Annotated in this window: 17 protein-coding genes; 5 read left to right on the top strand and 12 right to left on the bottom strand. The window is 48.8% G+C overall.

All coding sequences use genetic code 11. From position 1 onward, the window contains the following. Nucleotides 1–37 precede the first annotated feature (37 nt). The 3 genes from recN (at nucleotide 38) to P2W84_RS10410 (ending at nucleotide 3,775) form a co-directional block, all read left to right on the top strand. Nucleotides 38–1,696 (top strand): DNA repair protein RecN, encoded by a 1,659-nt coding sequence (gene recN / locus P2W84_RS10420; protein WP_276090052.1) that lies wholly within the window; start codon nucleotides 38–40, stop codon nucleotides 1,694–1,696. A 43-nt stretch (nucleotides 1,697–1,739) separates the two neighbouring features. After that, nucleotides 1,740–2,558, top strand: a complete 819-nt coding sequence (locus tag P2W84_RS10415; protein WP_276090088.1) for an SDR family oxidoreductase — start codon at nucleotides 1,740–1,742, stop codon at nucleotides 2,556–2,558. Nucleotides 2,559–2,704: 146 nt separating this feature from the next. Next, entirely contained in the window at nucleotides 2,705–3,775 is a 1,071-nt protein-coding gene (locus P2W84_RS10410; RefSeq protein WP_276090051.1) for a PA0069 family radical SAM protein, read from the top strand. Nucleotides 3,776–3,811: 36 nt separating this feature from the next. Here the strand turns inward: P2W84_RS10410 and P2W84_RS10405 are convergent, their stop codons facing one another. The 5 genes from P2W84_RS10405 to P2W84_RS10385 all read right to left on the bottom strand — a co-directional run bounded on the left by P2W84_RS10405 (nucleotide 3,812) and on the right by P2W84_RS10385 (nucleotide 10,919). After that, nucleotides 3,812–4,744, bottom strand: a complete 933-nt coding sequence (locus P2W84_RS10405; protein WP_276090050.1) for a TIM barrel protein — start codon at nucleotides 4,742–4,744, stop codon at nucleotides 3,812–3,814. Between the two features lie 55 nt (nucleotides 4,745–4,799). Further along, nucleotides 4,800–5,819 carry an FAD:protein FMN transferase gene (locus P2W84_RS10400; RefSeq protein ID WP_276090049.1) on the bottom strand — a complete coding sequence of 340 codons (1,020 nt, stop codon included), beginning with the start codon at nucleotides 5,817–5,819 and terminating at the stop codon, nucleotides 4,800–4,802. A gap of 11 nt (nucleotides 5,820–5,830) precedes the next feature. Continuing rightward, on the bottom strand, nucleotides 5,831–7,156 hold the full coding sequence (locus P2W84_RS10395; protein ID WP_276090048.1) for a Gfo/Idh/MocA family oxidoreductase: 1,326 nt from the start codon (nucleotides 7,154–7,156) through the stop codon (nucleotides 5,831–5,833). Between the two features lie 65 nt (nucleotides 7,157–7,221). Continuing rightward, complete coding sequence (locus tag P2W84_RS10390) at nucleotides 7,222–8,187, bottom strand: SUMF1/EgtB/PvdO family nonheme iron enzyme (RefSeq protein ID WP_276090047.1); 966 nt, start codon at nucleotides 8,185–8,187, stop codon at nucleotides 7,222–7,224. Nucleotides 8,188–8,378: 191 nt separating this feature from the next. Next, nucleotides 8,379–10,919, bottom strand: coding sequence for an ATP-dependent Clp protease ATP-binding subunit (locus P2W84_RS10385; protein ID WP_276090046.1), 2,541 nt, complete (start codon nucleotides 10,917–10,919; stop codon nucleotides 8,379–8,381). A 341-nt stretch (nucleotides 10,920–11,260) separates the two neighbouring features. Here P2W84_RS10385 and ettA point away from each other — a divergent pair, with 341 nt between their 5' ends. Then, nucleotides 11,261–12,937 carry an energy-dependent translational throttle protein EttA gene (gene ettA / locus P2W84_RS10380; protein WP_276090045.1) on the top strand — a complete coding sequence of 559 codons (1,677 nt, stop codon included), beginning with the start codon at nucleotides 11,261–11,263 and terminating at the stop codon, nucleotides 12,935–12,937. A gap of 41 nt (nucleotides 12,938–12,978) precedes the next feature. Here ettA and P2W84_RS10375 read toward each other — a convergent pair whose 3' ends face one another. From P2W84_RS10375 to P2W84_RS10345, 7 genes are all read right to left on the bottom strand, one after another. Continuing rightward, nucleotides 12,979–13,920, bottom strand: coding sequence for a sugar phosphate isomerase/epimerase family protein (locus P2W84_RS10375; RefSeq protein WP_276090044.1), 942 nt, complete (start codon nucleotides 13,918–13,920; stop codon nucleotides 12,979–12,981). Nucleotides 13,921–13,971: 51 nt separating this feature from the next. Next, nucleotides 13,972–14,844, bottom strand: coding sequence for a sigma-70 family RNA polymerase sigma factor (locus P2W84_RS10370; RefSeq protein ID WP_276090043.1), 873 nt, complete (start codon nucleotides 14,842–14,844; stop codon nucleotides 13,972–13,974). Between the two features lie 145 nt (nucleotides 14,845–14,989). Continuing rightward, nucleotides 14,990–15,805: an alpha/beta hydrolase family protein gene (locus P2W84_RS10365; RefSeq protein WP_276090042.1), complete on the bottom strand. Its 816-nt coding sequence runs from the start codon at nucleotides 15,803–15,805 to the stop codon at nucleotides 14,990–14,992. A 20-nt stretch (nucleotides 15,806–15,825) separates the two neighbouring features. Beyond that, nucleotides 15,826–16,692, bottom strand: coding sequence for an ROK family protein (locus P2W84_RS10360; protein WP_276090041.1), 867 nt, complete (start codon nucleotides 16,690–16,692; stop codon nucleotides 15,826–15,828). Between the two features lie 119 nt (nucleotides 16,693–16,811). After that, entirely contained in the window at nucleotides 16,812–17,804 is a 993-nt protein-coding gene (locus tag P2W84_RS10355; RefSeq protein WP_276090040.1) for a type IX secretion system membrane protein PorP/SprF, read from the bottom strand. Between the two features lie 98 nt (nucleotides 17,805–17,902). Next, nucleotides 17,903–18,142 (bottom strand): DUF1456 family protein, encoded by a 240-nt coding sequence (locus tag P2W84_RS10350; protein WP_276090039.1) that lies wholly within the window; start codon nucleotides 18,140–18,142, stop codon nucleotides 17,903–17,905. Between the two features lies 1 nt (nucleotide 18,143). Further along, entirely contained in the window at nucleotides 18,144–19,451 is a 1,308-nt protein-coding gene (locus P2W84_RS10345) for a DEAD/DEAH box helicase (RefSeq protein WP_276090038.1), read from the bottom strand. A gap of 168 nt (nucleotides 19,452–19,619) precedes the next feature. On the opposite strand from P2W84_RS10345, the gene P2W84_RS10340 reads away from it, so the two are divergent. Beyond that, nucleotides 19,620–20,093, top strand: a complete 474-nt coding sequence (locus tag P2W84_RS10340; protein ID WP_276090037.1) for a ribonuclease H-like YkuK family protein — start codon at nucleotides 19,620–19,622, stop codon at nucleotides 20,091–20,093. Nucleotides 20,094–20,105: the final 12 nt, after the last annotated feature.

Here is a 20,105-nt window from a genome sequence, read left to right as displayed (position 1 = left end):
CGAGCTGTGACGAAGTTTTGCTACTTTAGCTTCGTCTATGCTACAGAAACTTTCCATCCGCAATTATGCACTGATCGATAATGTTGAACTCGAACCCGGAAAAGGGCTGAACATCATTACCGGAGAGACAGGGGCCGGCAAATCTATTATGCTCGGGGCCCTGTCACTCATTCTGGGCCAGCGTGCAGAAGCCAGGTACTTTTTCAGCCAGGAAAAAAAATGCATCATCGAAGGGCATTTCCTGCTAAAGGGGAATAACCTCAGGGAATTGTTTGAAGACAACGATGTAGATTTCTGGGAAGAGGGTATCCTACGCAGGGAAATTTCGGCAGACGGGAAATCCAGAGCCTTTATCAACGATACCCCGGTAACGCTTGCGGTGATGAAACAGGTCGGCGAACAGCTGATCGATATCCACTCTCAGCATGCGACGCTGGAGCTCAACGACCCTGCCTTCCAGCTGCAGATCGTCGATACACTGGCCGGTCACCTGTCCTTACTGGAAGACTACCGCAGCGGTTATAAGTCCTGGCAAAAGAAACAGCAGTTACTGAAAAGCCTGCAGGAAAAGGCGGCCGATGCGCGCAGCCGCCAAGATTATGAGCAGTTCCTCTATAATGAGCTGGAGACTGCGGCACTGAAGGCCGATGAGCAGGAACAACTGGAAGCCGAACTGCAGTTGCTGAACAATGCGGAGCGCATCAAAAGGAGCTTGCTTGGTGCCTGTGGCCTGCTGAGTGAGCAGGATGCCGCTGCGCTGAACACCATCAAGGAAGCCGTCTCCCAGTTACAGGATATCGAAAAATTCAGTGAAAACTACCAGACGCTCACCCAGCGGCTGCGCTCGGTTCAGATTGAACTGAAAGACATTGCTGGCGAGGCTGCTGCCCTGGAAGAAGACGTTAATTTTAATCCCGGCCGGGCCGCAGAGATCAGCGATCGCCTGGACCTTCTTTATACATTGCAACAGAAGCACAAGGTGAATTCGGTGAAGGAACTGCTGGATGTACAACAGCAACTCTCGGATAACCTGGGCAGGCTGATGGACAGCGACGAGGAGATTGGGCAGTTGCAACAGGAAATTGCCGCCATCCTCGGCAAACTGCAGGGACAGGCTTCTCAGCTTTCCGCCAGGCGCAGGGATGCCGTGAAACTCGCTGAAGGCCAGGTCGCCGAAATTCTGGCGAAGGTAGGAATGCCCAATGCCCGCATCAGCTTTGTACAGCGGGATGCTGCCGGGCTCAACAAAGACGGTGCTGACGAGATAAGCCTGCTTTTTACCGCCAATAGCGGCCAGGCCCCCGCACCGGTAGGCAAGGTAGCTTCGGGCGGGGAACTTTCCAGGCTGATGCTGGCCATTAAATCCGTGATGGCAAGGCATACCGCCCTGCCTACCCTCATCTTTGATGAGATCGATACCGGGATTTCCGGTGAAACTGCCCTGCAGGTTGGCCAGGTGATCGGCGAACTGGAAACCAATATGCAGGTCATCTGCATTACCCACCTGCCGCAGATCGCGGCTAAGGGAGATGCGCATTATTTTGTCTACAAAAAGGAAGAAGGAGAAAGAACGACTACCGGCATCAGGAGGCTCTCCCGTCCGGAACGCGTGAAGGCGATCGCGGAAATGCTGAGCGGCAGGGAACCAGGGGCTTCTGCCATAAAAAATGCAGAGGAGCTGCTCGGAATTGCTTAAATTGCTTACTTTCGGTGTTTGAAATAAGAAATTAACCATAAGCATTATGTATAATTTATTAAAAGGTAAGCGCGGCATTATTACCGGTGCGCTGGACCAGAATTCGATTGCCTGGAAAGTGGCTGAAAAGGCCCATGAGGAAGGCGCGACATTTGTATTGACCAATGCTCCTATCGCCATGCGTATGGGAGAGATCAACGCGTTGGCGGAGAAAACCGGTACACAGATCATCCCGGCCGACGCGACCAATGTAGACGAACTGACCAACCTGTTTACCCAATCTCAGGAAATCCTGGGCGGTAAGATCGACTTCGTACTGCATTCCATCGGCATGAGCGTGAATATCCGTAAGAAAATCCCTTATGCCGAGTCTAACTACGATTACTTCATGAAAGGCATAGATGTTTCTGCCATGTCTTTCCATAAAATGCTTTCTGTTGCCAGGAAACTGGATGCCATCAGCGAATGGGGAAGTGTGGTGGCCCTCACTTATATGGCAGCTCAGCGTACCTATCCCTTCTATACCGATATGGCAGACATCAAGGCGATGCTGGAATCCATTGCCCGGAGTTTTGGTTACCACTATGGGGTAGAGAAAAAAGTAAGGATCAATACGGTGTCGCAGTCTCCGACCAAGACCACGGCCGGTACGGGCATTAAAGGTTTCGGCGATTTCTTCGATTATGCGGATGCAATTGCACCTTTAGGCAATGCTGATGCAGAAGCCTGTGCAGATTATTGCATTACGTTGTTCTCCGATTTGACGCGCATGGTGACCATGCAGAACCTGTTCCACGATGGCGGCTATTCTTCTACGGGAGTCAGCGACCTGGTGATGCAGAAAATGGGACTGCAGGAATAAGCATACCTGATGACTATCTAAAATAACTGCCGGTTCGCCGGATTAAAGCTGTTCGTTACACGGGCAGCTTTTTTTATGCCCTCACACCTGTAAAAAAAATTGCATAAGCTTATGTTAAAAACTAATATTATTAGTAATTTTCGCTAATGAATTTAGACAATCAGCATGAAAATTATTTCAAGGGGCGGGGAGCGCAGTTTAACCCGCACAATCGCTTTACCAGGGACGATTACGTAAAGGAGCATGAAGAGGGCATTGACGACTGGGAAGAAGAAGACCATAAGACTACGTTTATCACCGGAAAGTCGAAGTCCATCGTCAACAAGGTAGAGAGCCCGGATGTAGGAATGGCCTATTCACTCAACCCCTACCAGGGGTGCGAGCATGGCTGCACCTATTGCTACGCGCGCAATGCCCATGAGTACTGGGGTTTCAGCGCAGGGCTGGATTTTGAACGTAAGATCATCGTCAAGACAGATGCCCCGGCATTGTTCAGGAAATTCCTGGAACGCAAATCATGGGATGTCTCGGTGATCTCCATCTCCGGTAACACGGACTGCTATCAGCCTGCGGAAAGAAAGTTCGGCATTACCCGGCAATTGCTGGAGATCGCACTGGAGTACCGGCAGCCGATCGGCATGATCACCAAGAATTCGCTTGTCCTTCGGGATAAGGATATCCTGTCTGAAATGGCCAGGCTGAACCTGTGCATGGTATATGTGTCGATCAACAGCCTCAACGAAAAACTAAGACAGAAAATGGAACCGCGCACCACTACAGCGAAGCAACGCCTGAAGGTGGTCGAGGAATTGAGCGGGGCCGGCATTCCGGTCGGCGTAATGGTTGCGCCCCTGGTACCTGGCCTCAGTGATCACGAAATCCCCAAAGTACTGAAAACCGTGGCTTCCTCTGGTGCTGTAGCGGCAGGCTATACCATCGTAAGGCTGAACGGCGCTATCGGCGGCATCTTTGAAGACTGGCTGCGCAAGAACTTTCCGGACCGGTTTGACAAGGTATGGCACATGATCCAGTCCTGTCATGGTGGTCATGTAAACGACAGCAGGTTTGGAGAAAGGATGCGTGGCGAAGGGAATATTGCCCGGATGATTAAGGACAATTTCAGGCTGCACTGCAGGCTGAACCATCTGAACGAGAAAAAAATAGAGCTGGACAGCAGCCTTTTTAAAGTGCCGCAGGCCCAGCTCCGGTTATTCTGAGGTTTGGAGTATAGACTTTCTGATTATTCCGGCAGGTTAGCCCAGGAAATTGTCGACTTCCCTGTAGGCCTGGATAACGCGCATTTCCCCTTCTTTTCCGCCTTTTGAATTGCCATGTTCCATGCCCATGACACCTTTATAGCCTTTGTCATAGATATGCTTGAAGAGGTTCTTGTAATTGATCTCTCCTGTTGTCGGCTCATTCCTTCCCGGGTTGTCCCCGATCTGGATATAGGCGATCTCATCCCAGCAGCGGTCTATATTGACCATCAGCTGCCCTTCGGTTTTCTGCATATGGTAAATATCGTAAAGTATCTTGCAGGAAGGGCTCTTTACCGCCTTGCATACGGCATAGGTCTCGTGGGTCTGCTGTAAAAACAACTCCGGCGTATCGCTCAGGGTTTCCAGTACCATAACCAGTCCGTGCGGCTCAAATATTTCTGCCCCGGCACGCATGGCATCCACAACATTGGCAAACTGGATACCATAAGGCAAATGACGCTCGTAAAAACCCGGAACGACGGTAAGCCATTTCGCATTGCAGCGTTTTGCCGCCTCCACTGAACGCTTGCAGGTTTCGACGAACTTATCTTTGAACTCCTTCTTTCCCGTAGTCAGGGAAACTTTCCAGTTGTCACCGCCGTCTACAACAAATACACCCATCCTCATACCTAGTTTAGACAGTAAGTTGCCAATCTTGTCCTGTTCCTCTACCGAGCGGCCCAGAAATCCGTTGTCCTCAATGGAACGGAATCCCTGATCGTACATAAACTGGATCTGGTCAAGGAAACTTTTTCCTGCGCTGTTCTGGAACATTCCCTGATGCGGGGCATAGTCCAGGTTAAAGGTTTTTCCTGCCAGGGCAGCGGCACCATTGCCGGTGACCGAGGCTCCTGCGCTCAGCGACTGGCCGGCAACCAGCGCTCCTGTAGCGACAACGCCATTTCTTAAAAAATCTTTTCTGTTCATTATCTGGTGTTTATTGGTTATCTGTTTGTTGGTTACCAAGCGTACTTTCCGCGGTCTACCGGGCAGGCACGTCTGCGATCAGCTGCCGGAAACCGGTAGTCATCGTATCTGCGACCTGTCCCTTTTCATTGTGATAAATCAGGTAAGCTTCCATTCCCTTGCGGGCATTGACAAAGGCCAGCGCCTGGTCCACATTCATGGCCATCAAAGCGTTATCGTATCCGTCGGCCGTGATGGCATCCTGCGCATACAGGGTAACACTGATCATCGTACTTTGCAGGGGATAACCTGTCTTCGGATCGATCAGGTGCGAGATCCTGGAGTTGCCCAGTTGCAGAAATTTCCGGTAATTGCCCGAGGTCGTTACCGCGCCGTTATTCAGGACGATGGTATGTTTCAGCAGCGGCCCGGCATCCGGACGGTCAGCAGGCCCCTCCACTCCTATCCTGAAAGCACTGCCATCGGGCTTTGGCCCCCTGATCTTTAGTTCCCCGCCAATTTCCACTACATAAGCCTTCAGTTTACGTTGGTCCAGGAATCCGGCGACTACGTCTACACTGTATCCCTGGGCAATTCCATTTAAATCCACTTGTATACAAGGCTTCTGCTTCTTCAGCATCCCCCCCTGCAGCTTCAGGTTATTCATACCCACGCAGCCGAGCAAAGACCTGATCTGTACACTGTCAGGAAAACTTCCGGCGGGCCTGACCCCGAAACCCCAGGCCTGCACTAGCGGTTTAACGGTAACATCAAATATTCCCCTGGTCTCTCTGTTGACTTCAAATGACTTCCTGATCACCTTTTCAAAATGCATGTCCAGCTTCAGGCCCTTTTCTGAAGCATTGAACCTGGAAATCAGGGAAACGGGCTTATACAGTGACATGGACGCATCGATCACACCAAGTATACTGTCTATCTGGGCTTTTGTGACCACATTGTCCGCAGCAAAATATTTAATGGTATAGTCCGTGCCTTGTGCATACCCATGGATCGTATATTGCCGCTGCTCCTCCCGTGTAAACGAGAAGAGCAGGGGCAGGCTCACCAGGAGCAACAATAGGTTTCTTAAGGCCATAGCCTTTCCGGTCAGATTACCTTGGTTTTTCCCGGCGTAGGTACCGGATACAATCCGTCTGCATCAGGCAGTATCTTCGGCTTGGCATCCCAGGCCAGCTGATCAGGGAAAAGGCTGTTGTTTGCGTTAAGCGCATCCTGCCATTTGATCGTCTTTCCCGAATAAGTAGCATAACGCCCCATAATCGCCGTCAGACAGCTCTTTGCACCACGTTCTGCATCCCAGAATTTATACTCTCCTTTCGCGATGGCAGCAAAAAGTTCGTCATGTTCTGTCTGGTAAGGGTTCGGGTTCACCTTTGAGCTGTAATTATAGATCAGCTTGCCTTTGCTGTCATACAGCCTGCCTTCATTGCCTGCAGACAGGAATACCCTGCCGCCGGTGCCCTGGAAACTCTCATCTACCCGGTTGTCAATTCCCTCAAAATGGCGGCACTGGCTGTGGATCACTGCCCCGTCCTCATAAGTCATTTCTATAGAATGGTTATCGTAGATCTCTCCATAGTCCTTTCCGGTTCTCCAGGCACGGCTGCCTGTTCCCTGTATAGAAACCGGATAAGCATTTTTAACCCAGTTGGCAATATCGATATTGTGTACGTGCTGCTCTACGATATGGTCGCCACACAGCCAGTTGAAATAATACCAGTTGCGCATCTGATATTCCATTTCGGTCTGTCCCGCTTCGCGCGGATGTACCCAGACACCACCGCTGTTCCAGTATACCTGGCCACCCGTAATGTTACCGATTGCGCCATCCTGGATGCGTTTGACCACGTCCCTGTAGTTATTCTGATACCTGCGCTGTAAACCTACGACGACATTCAGCTTCTTTTGCTGGGCAATCTTATGGCTTTCCAGGACCTTACGGATACCAGGAGAGTCGACCGCTACCGGCTTTTCCATAAACACATGTTTATTCTGACTGATCGCTTCTTCGAAATGACTTGGCCTGAAACCCGGAGGCGTGGCCAGCAGCACGACATCTGCAAGAGCAATGGCTTTTTTATAGGCGTCAAAGCCCACAAACCTGCGCTCCTGAGGTACGTCCATCTTGTCTTTAAACTTCTCAGAAAGTTCCTTATAGGCGCTTTCCAGACGATCACTGAAAGCATCGGCCATAGCCACCAGTTTCAGGTTCTGCTTAGTGCTCAGTGCCTGGAATGCGGCACCTGTTCCGCGGCCACCACATCCTACCAGCGCAATCTTAATCGTATCGTCAACAGAAGAGTGGGCTCCACCCGCAGCAAAGGCTACGCCATTGATCATGACCCCGCCGGCTACAAGCGCAGAAGTCTTCAGAAATTCCCTGCGCCCGTCGCGCAATTCTTCATGGTTCATATTTGGTTTATTTTGGTTTTGGTTGTGTGAATATATTGTATTTTCTTCTTCGGTTAATCTGAGGGCTAATAGTCTTTAATCGGGGCCTTATTGTAATATGCATCAATTTCTTCCTTCGAAGGAACTTTTACAGGCCTTACGAGGCGCATACCGACAAACGGAGCCTCTGGGAACCACCAATTGCTCTTCGGAATCTGCGGATCCAGTTGCTTCCAGCTTGGATCGGAAGCCAGGCGGGAAGCCGAACGTAAATCCTTAGCCTCATCATTATAAGCTCCTCCACGTACCGAATTCGGATAAAGCTTCTCCGGCTTCGCTACCGGATTTACGGCCAAATCACCTTTCACGGTTGCATAAAAGTCCGGAAGGTACTGGTCATACGTCCATTCTGCTACATTGCCATACATATCGTAAAGGCCCCAGGCATTAGGTTTCTTTTGCCCGGCTACATGAGTTTTACCATCGCTGTTGGCACTATACCAGGCATATTCTCCCAGTTTAGAAGCGTCATTACCAAAGAAGTATTCGGTACCCGCCCCCGCACGACTGGCATATTCCCACTCTGCCTCTGTAGGCAAACGATAGAAAATACCGGTCCTGGCATATAACCATTTACAATACTGGATCGCATTATACTGCGTCATGGCGAGCGCTGGCTGTCCCTCTTTACCCATACCGAAAGTCATGTCAAGATATGGCTTTGTAGGCCGGGTTACGGCATCGACATTTGCCGGAACAGGTGTGGTACTGTGCGCAGCTTCATAGTCTTTATATAAGAATGGCTCATAAATATCCCAGGTCACTTCATATGCCCCGATCCAGAACGGATCGACCTTTACCTTGTGCACCGGCTTTTCATCCGGGTTTCCCCTGGTGCTGCCCATCGTAAATTCACCTCCCGGCAAACCAACCATATCAAACGATAATTTAGTGCCTTCGAGTGTCTGCTTATAAGATTCCGGTTTCTGCTGTGCGGAACTGCTCATACCCAAAAATGCCAGCGGGGCGAGCAGTAGTAGTTTTACATTCATTAAAAAGATGTTAATACTTGGCCTAACCTATTAGGTAGCCCTAAAATAGCCGCTATTATTGACAAACCCAAATCATTTGTCCATAAAATGTGTAAATAAAACACTAAGTCAGGGGAAAATTCCCTGGACTGATTCAATAAAAAAGCCCCCGGCATTGGTGCCGGGGGCTCATTATATCCGATAAAGGCTGGTTATTCTACACTTCCCTCTTCCTTTTTCTTCTTCTTACCGTGGCTCTTGTTATCAACCACGATCTGGTCTTTCTCCTTATCGTAGTCAATTTCAAGTACGTCTCCGTCACTGATCTCACCTTTGAGTATTTCCTCAGCAATGGGGTCCTCCAGGTATTTCTGAATGGCACGCTTCAATGGCCTTGCCCCAAAATTAGCGTCAAAGCCCTTCTCGGCAATGAACTCCTTGGCGCCATTTGTCAGCTTCACTTCATAACCCAGGTTATGCACCCGGCCAAACAGCGATTTGAGCTCAATATCGATGATCTTAAAGATATCCTCCTTAGCCAGCGAGTTAAACACCACAACATCATCTACACGGTTCAGGAACTCCGGCGCAAAGGCACGCTTCAGGGCGTTTTCAATTACACCTCTTGAGTGGGTATCCACCTGGTTCATTTTTGCCGTGGTTGAAAAGCCTACTCCCTGACCGAAATCCTTAAGCTGGCGTGCACCGATATTGGATGTCATAATGATGATCGTATTCCTGAAATCTACCTTGCGGCCCAGGCTATCAGTCAGCTGGCCTTCGTCCAGTACCTGCAGAAGGATATTGAACACGTCCGGATGCGCTTTCTCGATCTCGTCAAGCAACACTACTGCATAAGGCTTGCGGCGTACTTTTTCAGTCAGCTGGCCACCCTCTTCATAACCTACGTATCCCGGAGGCGCTCCTACCAGTCTTGACACCGCAAATTTCTCCATATACTCGCTCATGTCGATCTGGATCAGTGAGTCATCACTGTCAAACATGAACCTCGCGAGTTCCTTCGCCAGCTCGGTTTTACCCACACCGGTAGGCCCAAGGAAAATAAACGAACCGATCGGCTTCTTCGGATCTTTTAACCCGGCCCTGGTACGTTGTATCGCTTTAGTGAGCTTCTTGATCGCATCATCCTGGCCGATGATCTTGTTATTGATCGTTTCATACATGTTCAGCAGCTTCGCACTGTCAGTTTGTCCTACACGCTGCAACGGAATGCCTGTCATCATGGAAACAACCTCGGCTACATTGTCTTCACTCACCGTATAACGCCTGCTCTTGGTCTCGTTTTCCCATTCCGCTTTGGCGCGGTCAAGTTCTTCCAGCAGGTTCTTCTCTGTATCCCTCAGCTTGGCAGCCTCCTCGTATTTCTGGCTTTTCACTACCTTATTCTTCTCGAGTTTGATCTCCTCGATCTTACTTTCGATATCGATAATGTTCTGTGGCACATGAATATTGGTCAGGTGTACCCTTGAACCCGCTTCGTCCAGCGCATCGATTGCCTTATCCGGCAGGAACCTGTCTGTAATATACCTTGCCGTCAGTGCAACGCAGGCATTGATCGCCTCATCGGTATACGTCACGCCGTGATGGTCCTCGTACTTCTCTTTAATACGGTTCAGGATCTCGATGGTCTCGTCAGGAGTAGCCGGTTCAATCATTACCTTCTGAAAGCGGCGGTCCAGTGCGCCGTCCTTTTCTATATACTGGCGGTATTCATCCAGCGTCGTTGCGCCGATGCATTGGATTTCTCCCCTGGCCAGGGCAGGCTTGAACATGTTGGAGGCATCCAGAGAACCCGAAGCGCCGCCGGCGCCCACAATGGTATGGATCTCGTCGATGAAGAGGATGACATCTGTAGATTTCTCCAGTTCGTTCATCACCGCCTTCATGCGCTCCTCAAACTGCCCGCGGTATTTAGTACCGGCCACAAGTGAAGCCAGGTCCAGTGTTACTACCCGTTTATTGAACAGGACCCTGGAAACCTGACGCTTTACAATGCGAAGGGCAAGCCCTTCAGCTACCGCTGATTTACCTACTCCAGGCTCACCGATCAGGATCGGGTTGTTCTTCTTACGGCGCGAAAGAATCTGCGAAACACGTTCAATCTCTTTTTCGCGGCCTACAATGGGATCCAGCCGGCCCTCCTCTGCAGCCTTGGTCAGGTCCCGGCCAAAGTTGTCCAGCACAGGTGTCTTCGATTTGATATCAGAAACCTTTTTAGGTCCGCTGAAACTCTCGTCTTCACGATAATCATCATCGCCACCTGTAGAGGCACTGTTCTGTACATCATCCCTGAATCCGTTCTTATTTACTTCTACCTCCTGTTTAAAAATCTCATAATTTACACTGAACTGCAATAAGATCTGCGAAGCAATGTTATCGTCGTCACGAAGGATAGAGAGCAGCAGGTGCTCCGTACCGATCAGATCGCTTTTAAATATCTTGGCTTCCAGATAGGTAATCTTCAATACTTTTTCTGCTTGCTTGGTCAGCGGAATATTACCAAGATTGGCCGTAACACTGGAAGTCCCCCTTACAGAGTCTTCAATGGAACGGCGTAATTTTACGGTATCAACCCCCAGCGACTTCAATATCTTGATTGCCATGCCATCCCCTTCACGGATCAGCCCCAGCAAAAGGTGCTCTGCGCCAATGTAATCATGTCCCAGCCTCAGGGCTTCTTCCCTGCTGAAGGAGATTACATCCTTAACTTGTGGTGAAAATTTAGCTTCCATATATAACCTTTCTAAAAACCCCCGATGCCCCTAAACTAAAGATTTTGCTGAATAAAAGCATCTGAGTATTTTTTTATTTTATCAACAATTACGCCATTGGACACGATATAGATGTTGCAACTGCTGTTATTTCATAAATTTTATCCCTTATTCCTGGTTATGGGCCGGACCACAGCCTTCCGAAGCAAGATAAAAAATGGGTTTGTCACACCAATATAATGATTTCCACACAGGAAAACACATGCCATTCTGTACAATTCGGTTCATGTTTTACTAGCAAATTGGCAGGTAACCCCATTTTTTTATCTTTGTTGCAATAAACTCATTTAAGAGCTCAACGCATGGACGAAAAGATCATATTTTCTATGGCTGGTGTAAGCAAGATCTACCCGCCGCAAAAACAAGTTTTAAAGAACATATACCTCTCCTTTTTTTATGGTGCCAAGATCGGTGTGATCGGCCTCAACGGTTCGGGAAAGTCCTCCCTGCTCAAAATTATTGCAGGATTAGATAAGTCTTTTCAGGGAGAAGTGGTTTTCTCGCCTGGATATACGGTGGGTTACCTGGCGCAGGAACCGGAACTTGATCCTGAAAAAACAGTCAGGGAAGTTGTCGAAGAGGGTGTAGCTGAAATTACGGCGATCCTGAAGGAATACGAAGCCATCAACGAGCAATTCGGTTTACCCGAAATATATGAGGACCCCGATGCGATGGATAAGCTGATGAGCAGGCAAGGCGAACTGCAGGATAAGATAGATGCTTCAAACGCCTGGGAACTCGACAATAAGCTGGAACGTGCCATGGATGCGCTGCGTTGCCCGGAGCCTGATGCCAGAATAGGTGTCTTGTCAGGAGGAGAACGCCGTCGCGTCGCATTATGCCGTCTGCTGCTCCAGGAGCCGGACGTATTGCTGCTTGATGAGCCCACCAACCACCTGGATGCAGAAAGCATAGACTGGCTGGAACAATTCCTGCAAAATTACAAAGGCACGGTAATCGCCGTAACCCATGACCGTTACTTCCTGGATAATGTGGCCGGATGGATACTGGAGCTTGACCGTGGAGAGGGTATCCCATGGAAGGGAAATTATTCCTCATGGCTTGATCAAAAGGCAAAACGACTGGCCCAGGAAGAAAAAACCGAGTCCAAACGTCAGAAAACCCTGGAACGCGAGCTTGAATGGGTAAGAATGGCCCCAAAGGCCCGCCATGCAAAATCGAAGGCACGTTTGTCCAATTATGACAAGCTCGCTTCTGAAGACGGCAGAGAGAGGGAAGAAAAACTGGAGCTCTTTATTCCGGCAGGCCCGCGTCTGGGCAACGTTGTCATCGAAGCCAGCGAAGTTACCAAAGCCTACGGCGACAGAATTCTGTTCGAGAACCTTAGTTTTTCACTACCACCCGCGGGCATTGTAGGCATTATAGGCCCTAACGGTGCAGGTAAAACTACTTTATTCCGGCTCATCACCGGACAGGAAACCCCTGATAACGGAACTTTCCGTGTTGGTGAAACCGTTGCCCTAGGTTATGTTGACCAGATGCACAATGACCTTGACCCGGATAAGACCGTTTACGAAAACATAACGGACGGGCTTGACAATATCCAGCTTGGCAATAAAGCTGTTAATGGCAGGGCCTATGTATCTAAGTTTAATTTCAACGGGGCGGACCAGCAGAAAAAAGTAGGTGTACTTTCCGGTGGAGAACGTAACCGTGTACACCTGGCGATCACGCTTAAGAAGGGAGCCAACGTACTGTTACTTGACGAACCTACCAACGATATCGATGTAAATACGCTCCGGGCACTGGAAGAAGCACTGGAAAATTTCGGCGGCTGTGCCGTGATCATCAGTCACGACCGCTGGTTCCTTGACCGGATTTGTACCCATATCCTGGCTTTCGAAGGAAATTCACAGGTTTACTTCTTCGAGGGCAACTACAGTGAATATGAGGAAAACCGCAAAAAGCGACTCGGTGATTCCACGCCGCACCGTATCCGGTACAAAAAATTAGTTTAGTTATAAAAATAGTAAGGCGCAGTAAACTGCGCCTTACTATTTTATTGATATTGCTTCAATACGCTTTCCAACAATGCCTTAGTCTTTCTTATGCCTTCTTCTTCGGAAAGACCGTCTCCCTCCCATTCAATTCCTACGATCCCCCTGAACTTCGCATCATGGATGATCTTAAACATCTTGGTATAGTCGATGTCCGCTTCCCCGCCCTGTTCATTGAACCGGAAAGTCTTGGCACTGATCCCCTTGGCGAAGGGCACCAGGTCGCTCACTCCCTGGTACATATCATATACCCGGTCCTGACTGATCCTGAAGTTACCAAAATCCGGCAAGGTCCCGCAATAAGGACTGTTCACTCCCTTCATTACATCCGAAAGCCATTTCCCGTCCGACGAATACCCGCCATGGTTCTCGACAATAATATTGATCTTGTTCTCCTTGCCGTATGCTGTCAACCTGCCAAGGCCGTCAATTGCAGCCTTCTTTACATCCTCTTCCGCACCCTGCCCGGCAGCATTGACCCTTATGGTCAGGCAACCCAGCGTCTTTGCGGCGTCTACCCACTTATAGTGGTTTTCTACAGCCTTTAATCTTGCCTTTTCGTCGGGATTGCCCAGGTCACCCTCTCCGTCCACCATGATCAGGTGGTTCTGTACACCTTCATTTTTTGTAATGTTCAGCAATTCCTTCAGGTAAGAAGCATCTTTCTCCTTTTTATTAAAGAACGGGCTCACATACTCCACGATATCAATCCCAAATTCCCTCTTTGCCCGGACCGGAAAATCCAGATTGGTCATTTTTCCCCCGAACAGCGCCTTATGAAAGGACCATTCGGCCAGTGAGATCCGGAAAAAATCCTTCTTCCAGGGTAAAGATGTTCCGGAGAAGGAAGCCATTGCATCCAGGGGAAGCACGGCCGCGGTTCCTGCGGCTGCGGCAAGCATCCCTATATTTTTAATGAAGTGTCTGCGGTTCTGCGTGTTCATTGATCTTGTTTCTAACGATTTGGTTTCTCCCCAAGATAGCATTTTTTTGACCTAAGCTACTAAACCCTGTATATAATCTTTCTGCCGGATCAGCTTGCGCAGCTTACCAAGTGCCTTACTTCTGACCGCCTGGCTCCACTGAGCGGTATATTCGTAAACAAGCCCGATATCTCCGTCGTTCATGCCGAATCCCTCATCCAGCCCGAAATAGCGTTTCAGTACATCTCTTTCAATATCTGTAAGCGTTTCAAGCAGTCTTCCAAGCAACCAGGTACGATATCCGTCATCCACATATCTTTTAATCGCTTCATCCTCCTGAACAACACCAAACAGGTCTGCCATTCTCTCCTTTTTATCATCTGCCCCCGGAATCGTATCATCCAGATATGCCGTCAGGTTGGTAAAACCAAAGATGTCAGCCACATGCTGTTCGGTAACTTCCCCGTACTCGGCCAGCTCTGCATAAGTGGGCTCCCGCTCCAGCTGCTGCAAAAGCTTGTCCTTTAACTTGACCAACCTGTAATATTCCCTGGATCTGCTGTAAGGGCGCTCGACGACGCTCGAAGATAAGTCCCTGTACCTGATCAGGGCAGACTTGATTACAGCGACTGCATAAGAAATGTATTTCACCCCACGTTCGGGCTGAAAATGACCCGCTGCCTTAAGCGAACCTATCGTTGCCTCGCTGACCAGATCGGATATACTGATACCCGTACGTTCATACTTTCTTGCAATGGAAAATACAAACCCCATATTAGACTGTACCAGAAGGTTTCTTGCTTCCAGATCTCCCTGCCTGATTTTCTCGGCGAGGCACCGCTCCTCTTCTGGTCCCAGCGGCGAAAACGCGGAAAGTTCTTTTACGTAAATCTTTTGGACCTTGTCCGAATGAACAACATCACTTCCACCTTTTTTTGTTTTCATAATTTTTCTTGAATAATAAATAAATTAATTAAATACTATTCAAAAATAATCCGTCGCTTATTTTCAAAAAAGATAGAAATCGATGTTTTTATATTGAATTTCTTAATTAAGGAAACCCAAGAGAAAGCAACGGTAACCGAAGCAATTATTTCTTACCGAAGAAATTACTGAAATACATCAGTTGGAAACCAATTGCATTCTTCCAGTAATCCCATGTATGACCACCCGGCCTGATCGTGAAATCATGAGGAATATTGTTATACAGCAAGCTGTCGTGCAACCTGAGGTTCACCTCATAAAAGAAATCGTCGCGGCCACAGTCAATGATCAGGCCCAGTTTTCCCGGCACCAGCAAATGTACCTGATTTATCACTGTATGCTGCTCCCAGCGTTCAGGATATTTATCTTTCGGGCCAAGCCTTTTGGCAATATCCCAGTTTAACGGAAAAGGCCTGATGTCTACGCCACCGCTCATGCTTCCCGCCGCACCATAAACGTCCTGATGCCTGAACGAAAGATAAAGCGCGCCATGGCCGCCCATACTCAGACCCGTTATGGCCCGGCCCTCCCGTGCTTTAACAGTACTGTATTTCTGATCGATGATACCAACAAGTTCCTTAGAGACATAGGTTTCATATTTCCATGCCGGGTCTTCCGGACTGTCGAAATACCAGCTGGTCACATTACCGTCGGGACAAACAATGATTAGTTTGAGATCGTCCGCATACTTCTTGATGCCCGGAACCTTGCTTACCCATCCGGAAAAATTGTCCCCCGCTCCATGCAACAGGTAGACCACCGGATATTTGTCCGAGGTATTATAGCCTTCAGGAAGAATCACCACCGCCTTAATATCCTTTTTCATCGAAGTACTGTGTGTCAGCAAGGTATCTACTTTTGCGGCCTGCAGGGACTGCCCCACCAGCATGGAGAGCAGCAGAAAAACGATATATTTATTCATCACCTTCAGTTTTTATTGATCTATATCCAGGCACAGGCGGCACCGACCAGAGCAGCGTCCTCCCACATTTTGCTTTGCCTGATCTCTACCGTTTTATCTGCAACCTTATCCTTCAGTTTATCGATAAAGTGCTCCCAGCAGCGGGCAATATTGCCACCGACCACTAATACCTGCGGTTGCTCGCCGGCAATGAATTCGTTCAGGAAAGCAGCCAGATTGGTCGAAAATTCCTCAAACAATACCTCCCGTACCGCTTCATCCGCCGTATTCAGTACTTCTTCGACATTCTTGGCCTGCCGGCTTGTGAGTTCCCGGTATCTCTTCAGGAACCAGCGCGTGGAAATATATTCTTCCGCTATACTGTCCAGAAATGGCATAAAGGCGAGGTTCATATCCTGAACTTCACCCTTGCAGTTGCTGGTAGAACCCAGCCCCGTACCTAATGTAATGCCTATGGCGCGGTCAAAGCCAGCAGCAGACCCAGATGCCAGCTCGCCTCTCAGGAAAGCTTCCGCATCGTTAACGAACACAATATGTTCTCCGGGAATCCTAAGTCGTCCGGAAAGCACTTCCCTTACGTTCAAACCGTAAAGGGCATCGTATTTCTGCTGGTTCTGCATCAATGAGATTCCCTCTTTATAGTCGAACGGGCCTGGCATCGCGATACCTATATATATGTTTTCCTCAGCTGACTCCGGGATAAGGGCCGACAATGCATCTACCCAGGACTGGATGATGGTTTCAGCATTATCCATTGAAGCGACACGTTCCCGTTTCAGCGTATGGTCAATTACCTGATAAGTATAGCAATCTACATGGGCTGCGGTAATATGAGAGCCGCCTATATCCACCCCGATATAGGGCAGCTTAGATGAACTGGTATTCATTATTGGTTTAAATTTGGTTCTAAAGCCTTTGGTTTCAATATTCCAAATAAAGGCATTTAAACCGTTTTAGCAAAATTTAATTTCATTTAACCACCGTTCTGTATAACTTCTGTCTCCTGTCAGAAGAATTTAGCATGAACTGTGCGGTTATTCCTTCCCGAAAAGGCGAGGCTTAGGCTGATCTCATGAGAACCCTGCTGGTAATTTGCGAGCGCATTCAGACTGTAATCGTAGGAGTAACCCACTTTAAAACGATCACTCACCAGCACCTGGGCAATTGCCGCGATCGCATTACGCTGATCGAGTCCCGTTTGTAAACCGGCTTTATTCCAGAGTTTTACACCCATACGGTAAGCCGTACCGATCCACACTGTTTTATGGATAAGCAGACTAGCATTAAGGTCAATATCTGTAGGGCCGTTAAAATCATCCTTTATCAGGAAAGTTGGTTTAATGTCCATGGCTGCTGACAGCCGGAACAAAGCTCCGCCTGACAGGTACACATGTCTTACCTGTTTTAGTATCTTATAGTTGTTATCGGTCGTGATCTGATCGCGGGCAGAGGAAAACATATCCAATATGGAAACGCCTATAAAATACCTGGGGTCAGCATAATATACCCCTATACGAAAATCAGGATAAATCTTATTTTCGGCCCCCCGGGGTATACTGATATCATTGGGTTCTACAGCCACCAACCTTGTACCATCTATTCCGTACTGGGTAACTCCGAAAGCGATGCCAAAGGTAAGCCGCCGCTGTTCTTCATCGTCGATCTGTAAACGGTAAGCATAGTTGCCATAAAATGAAGAGGTGCTTTGCGCACCAAGACGGTCACTGATCGCAATAAAACCAAGCCCAACCCGCTTTTCACTGACATCGGTCACCCCGTCAAATGAGGCAACCGCAGTCCTGGGTGCCCCGTTCACGCCTGCCCATTGCATCCTGTAGCTCAGGCATGCATTCCATTCTTCTCGGTAACCTGCGTAGGCCGGGTTAACGGCAAGCCCGTTGAATAAGTATTGACTGAACTGGACTGTTTGCTGCGCAAATGCATTAAAACCGTAAAAAAGCAATAGAAGAAGAAAACCCTGCTTCGTAAAATTCCCCATCAAACAAACGACATTTTAACAACTGTCCTGAATATACAGCTTAAATGCCCTCAGGCCGGTTGTTCAAATCGTTCATTTTCCCGAACCAGGGGTACAGGTTATTTAATTGTGGTCTTTTCCGGTCTCGGGCCGCGCTTGTAAATTACCAGGCCGTTCAGAAAATTACGCAGAATCTGGTCGCCGCATTTTTTAAAATTAGGATGGTCCTCCCGCCGGAAGATGTCACCAAGTTCACTGCGTGTCACCTTGAAGTTTACCAGGTCCATGATCCTGATGATATCATCGTTCGTCAGTTCAAGTGCTACGCGCAGCTTCTTAAGTACCTCATTATTGCTCATATTACTTCGCTATTTCTATTTTCACCTTTTTGTTTTTGATTTTCTGCCCCGTAAGGAGCCTGATCACCGCTTCACATTTTTCACGGGCAACGGCAACATAGGCACACCGGTCCATGATGGTAATCAGTCCTACTTCCGCAGGTGTTAACCCTCCCTTTTTCAAGAGCATTCCGGCAACATCCGTCTTACCAACTTTATCCTTCCGGCCTGCTCCGATGTAAAGTGTTTCCCAGGTACTCCGTACCGGGTCTTCAAAGGTACCGCTTAATTCTTCAGTAACTGCACCCTCCCCTAAAAAAGCACTATCCTCATCCTGCTCACTGAGCATATACACTGTACCCTCTGCCTTCATTCTTGCAGTACGTCCGTTGCGATGTGTAAACGCAGCTGCGGTAAGTGGCAGCTGATAATGCACAATAAGAGCTACCTCCGGAATGTCCAACCCGCGGGAGGCAAGGTCCGTAGTTACCAGTATATTTGCCGTCCCGTTCCTGAACTTCAGCAGGGCGCGCTCCCGCTCATCCTGCTCCATACCTCCATGATAAAGCTCAGCAGAAAAACCTTTTTGCACAAGTAAGCGGCTGATCATTCCTGCAGTCGCCCTTTCGTTGCAAAAGACGAGCGCAGCGGCTCCTCCCGTTTTGGCCATCAGGTCCAGCAGGGCAGCTTCCCGCCCAACCTCAGCAGCATCTACCCTTTTTAGCAGCAGCTTTGGAACTGCCGCTTTCCAGTCCAGAAAATTGACCAGCTCAGGATCACGAATGCCGGTAAAACCAGGTATTTCGTCCATGCCTGTAGCAGAAATAAGGATCCGCTGCCCAAGCGTCCGTAACTGCGCGATGATATAGTCCAGGTCGTCCTGAAAGCCGAGTTCGAGGCATTTGTCAAATTCATCCAGCACGAGTATTCGTATACCCGATTCGTCAAGGTTTCCGGCCTCGAGATGAAAGGCGATACGTCCCGGAGTACCAATCAGCACAACGGGAGGGTCTGAAAGGCTCTTCAATTCTGTGCTGACCGGATGACCGCCATAAAAACAACTCACCTTGAAACCGCTGCCAGCCTTGCGGAATACTTGTTCGGTTTGGAGGGCAAGCTCTCTTGAAGGCACCAGCACCAGGACCTGTATGTTTTTATAGCCCGGATCCAGCCGCTGCAGGACCGGCAGCAGGAAGGCTAGAGTCTTGCCGCTGCCCGTAGGGGAAAGTAACACCACATCCCTGCCAGTACCCACCGCCCGGCCGGTTTCCAGCTGCATATCATTAAGCATACCGATGCCCAGCTTTTCCAGTATCTGTTCCTTTTTCATAGGCACAAAGATAGTCCCGAAGAGACTTTCCCGTAAAAACAAAAGCTAAAGTGTTGACAACTAAACCATTGTTAGCAATTAAACAACCGAACGTTAACCTGTTTTTAATCTTTATCAGTTACTTTTAGTAAACCTGTATGCGGGTTGTTTACCAAACACCATTAACGTATGACTTGGAAAAAATTTAGCGGCGAGGTGATCCACTCGTCTATCCTTCAGGAAATCGAAAGCGCGATTATCCGGGAAACGGAAAAAGGCTACAAGCTCAAGGTCTGCATCGGCACAGACTCTCAGGTAAAAGGCACCGTAACCGATTTTGCTACAGTGATCGTTCTGCTCAGGGCACGCCACGGAGGCTTTATGTACATTCATCAGGAACGGAGCAGCAAACAAATGAGCATAAAGGAGCGAATGCTGGTAGAAGTACAAAAGTCTATTGAAACCGCCTACTCGGTTTGTGACCTTCTGGACATTTATGATGTAGACCTCGAAGTACACGCCGACATCAACACCAATCCAATGTTCAAATCAAACAAGGCGCTGAATGAAGCAATGGGCTACATCCTAAGCATGGGCTTTATCTTTAAAGCCAAACCCGAGGCCTTCGCCAGTTCTGCCTGCGCAGATAAAATGGTCCACTGACAGGCACTTCCC

It is taken from the genome of Pedobacter sp. JY14-1 (genome assembly GCF_029269825.1).
GTDB lineage: Bacteria > Bacteroidota > Bacteroidia > Sphingobacteriales > Sphingobacteriaceae > Pedobacter.
This window is presented reverse-complemented; position numbering and strand designations above follow the sequence as displayed.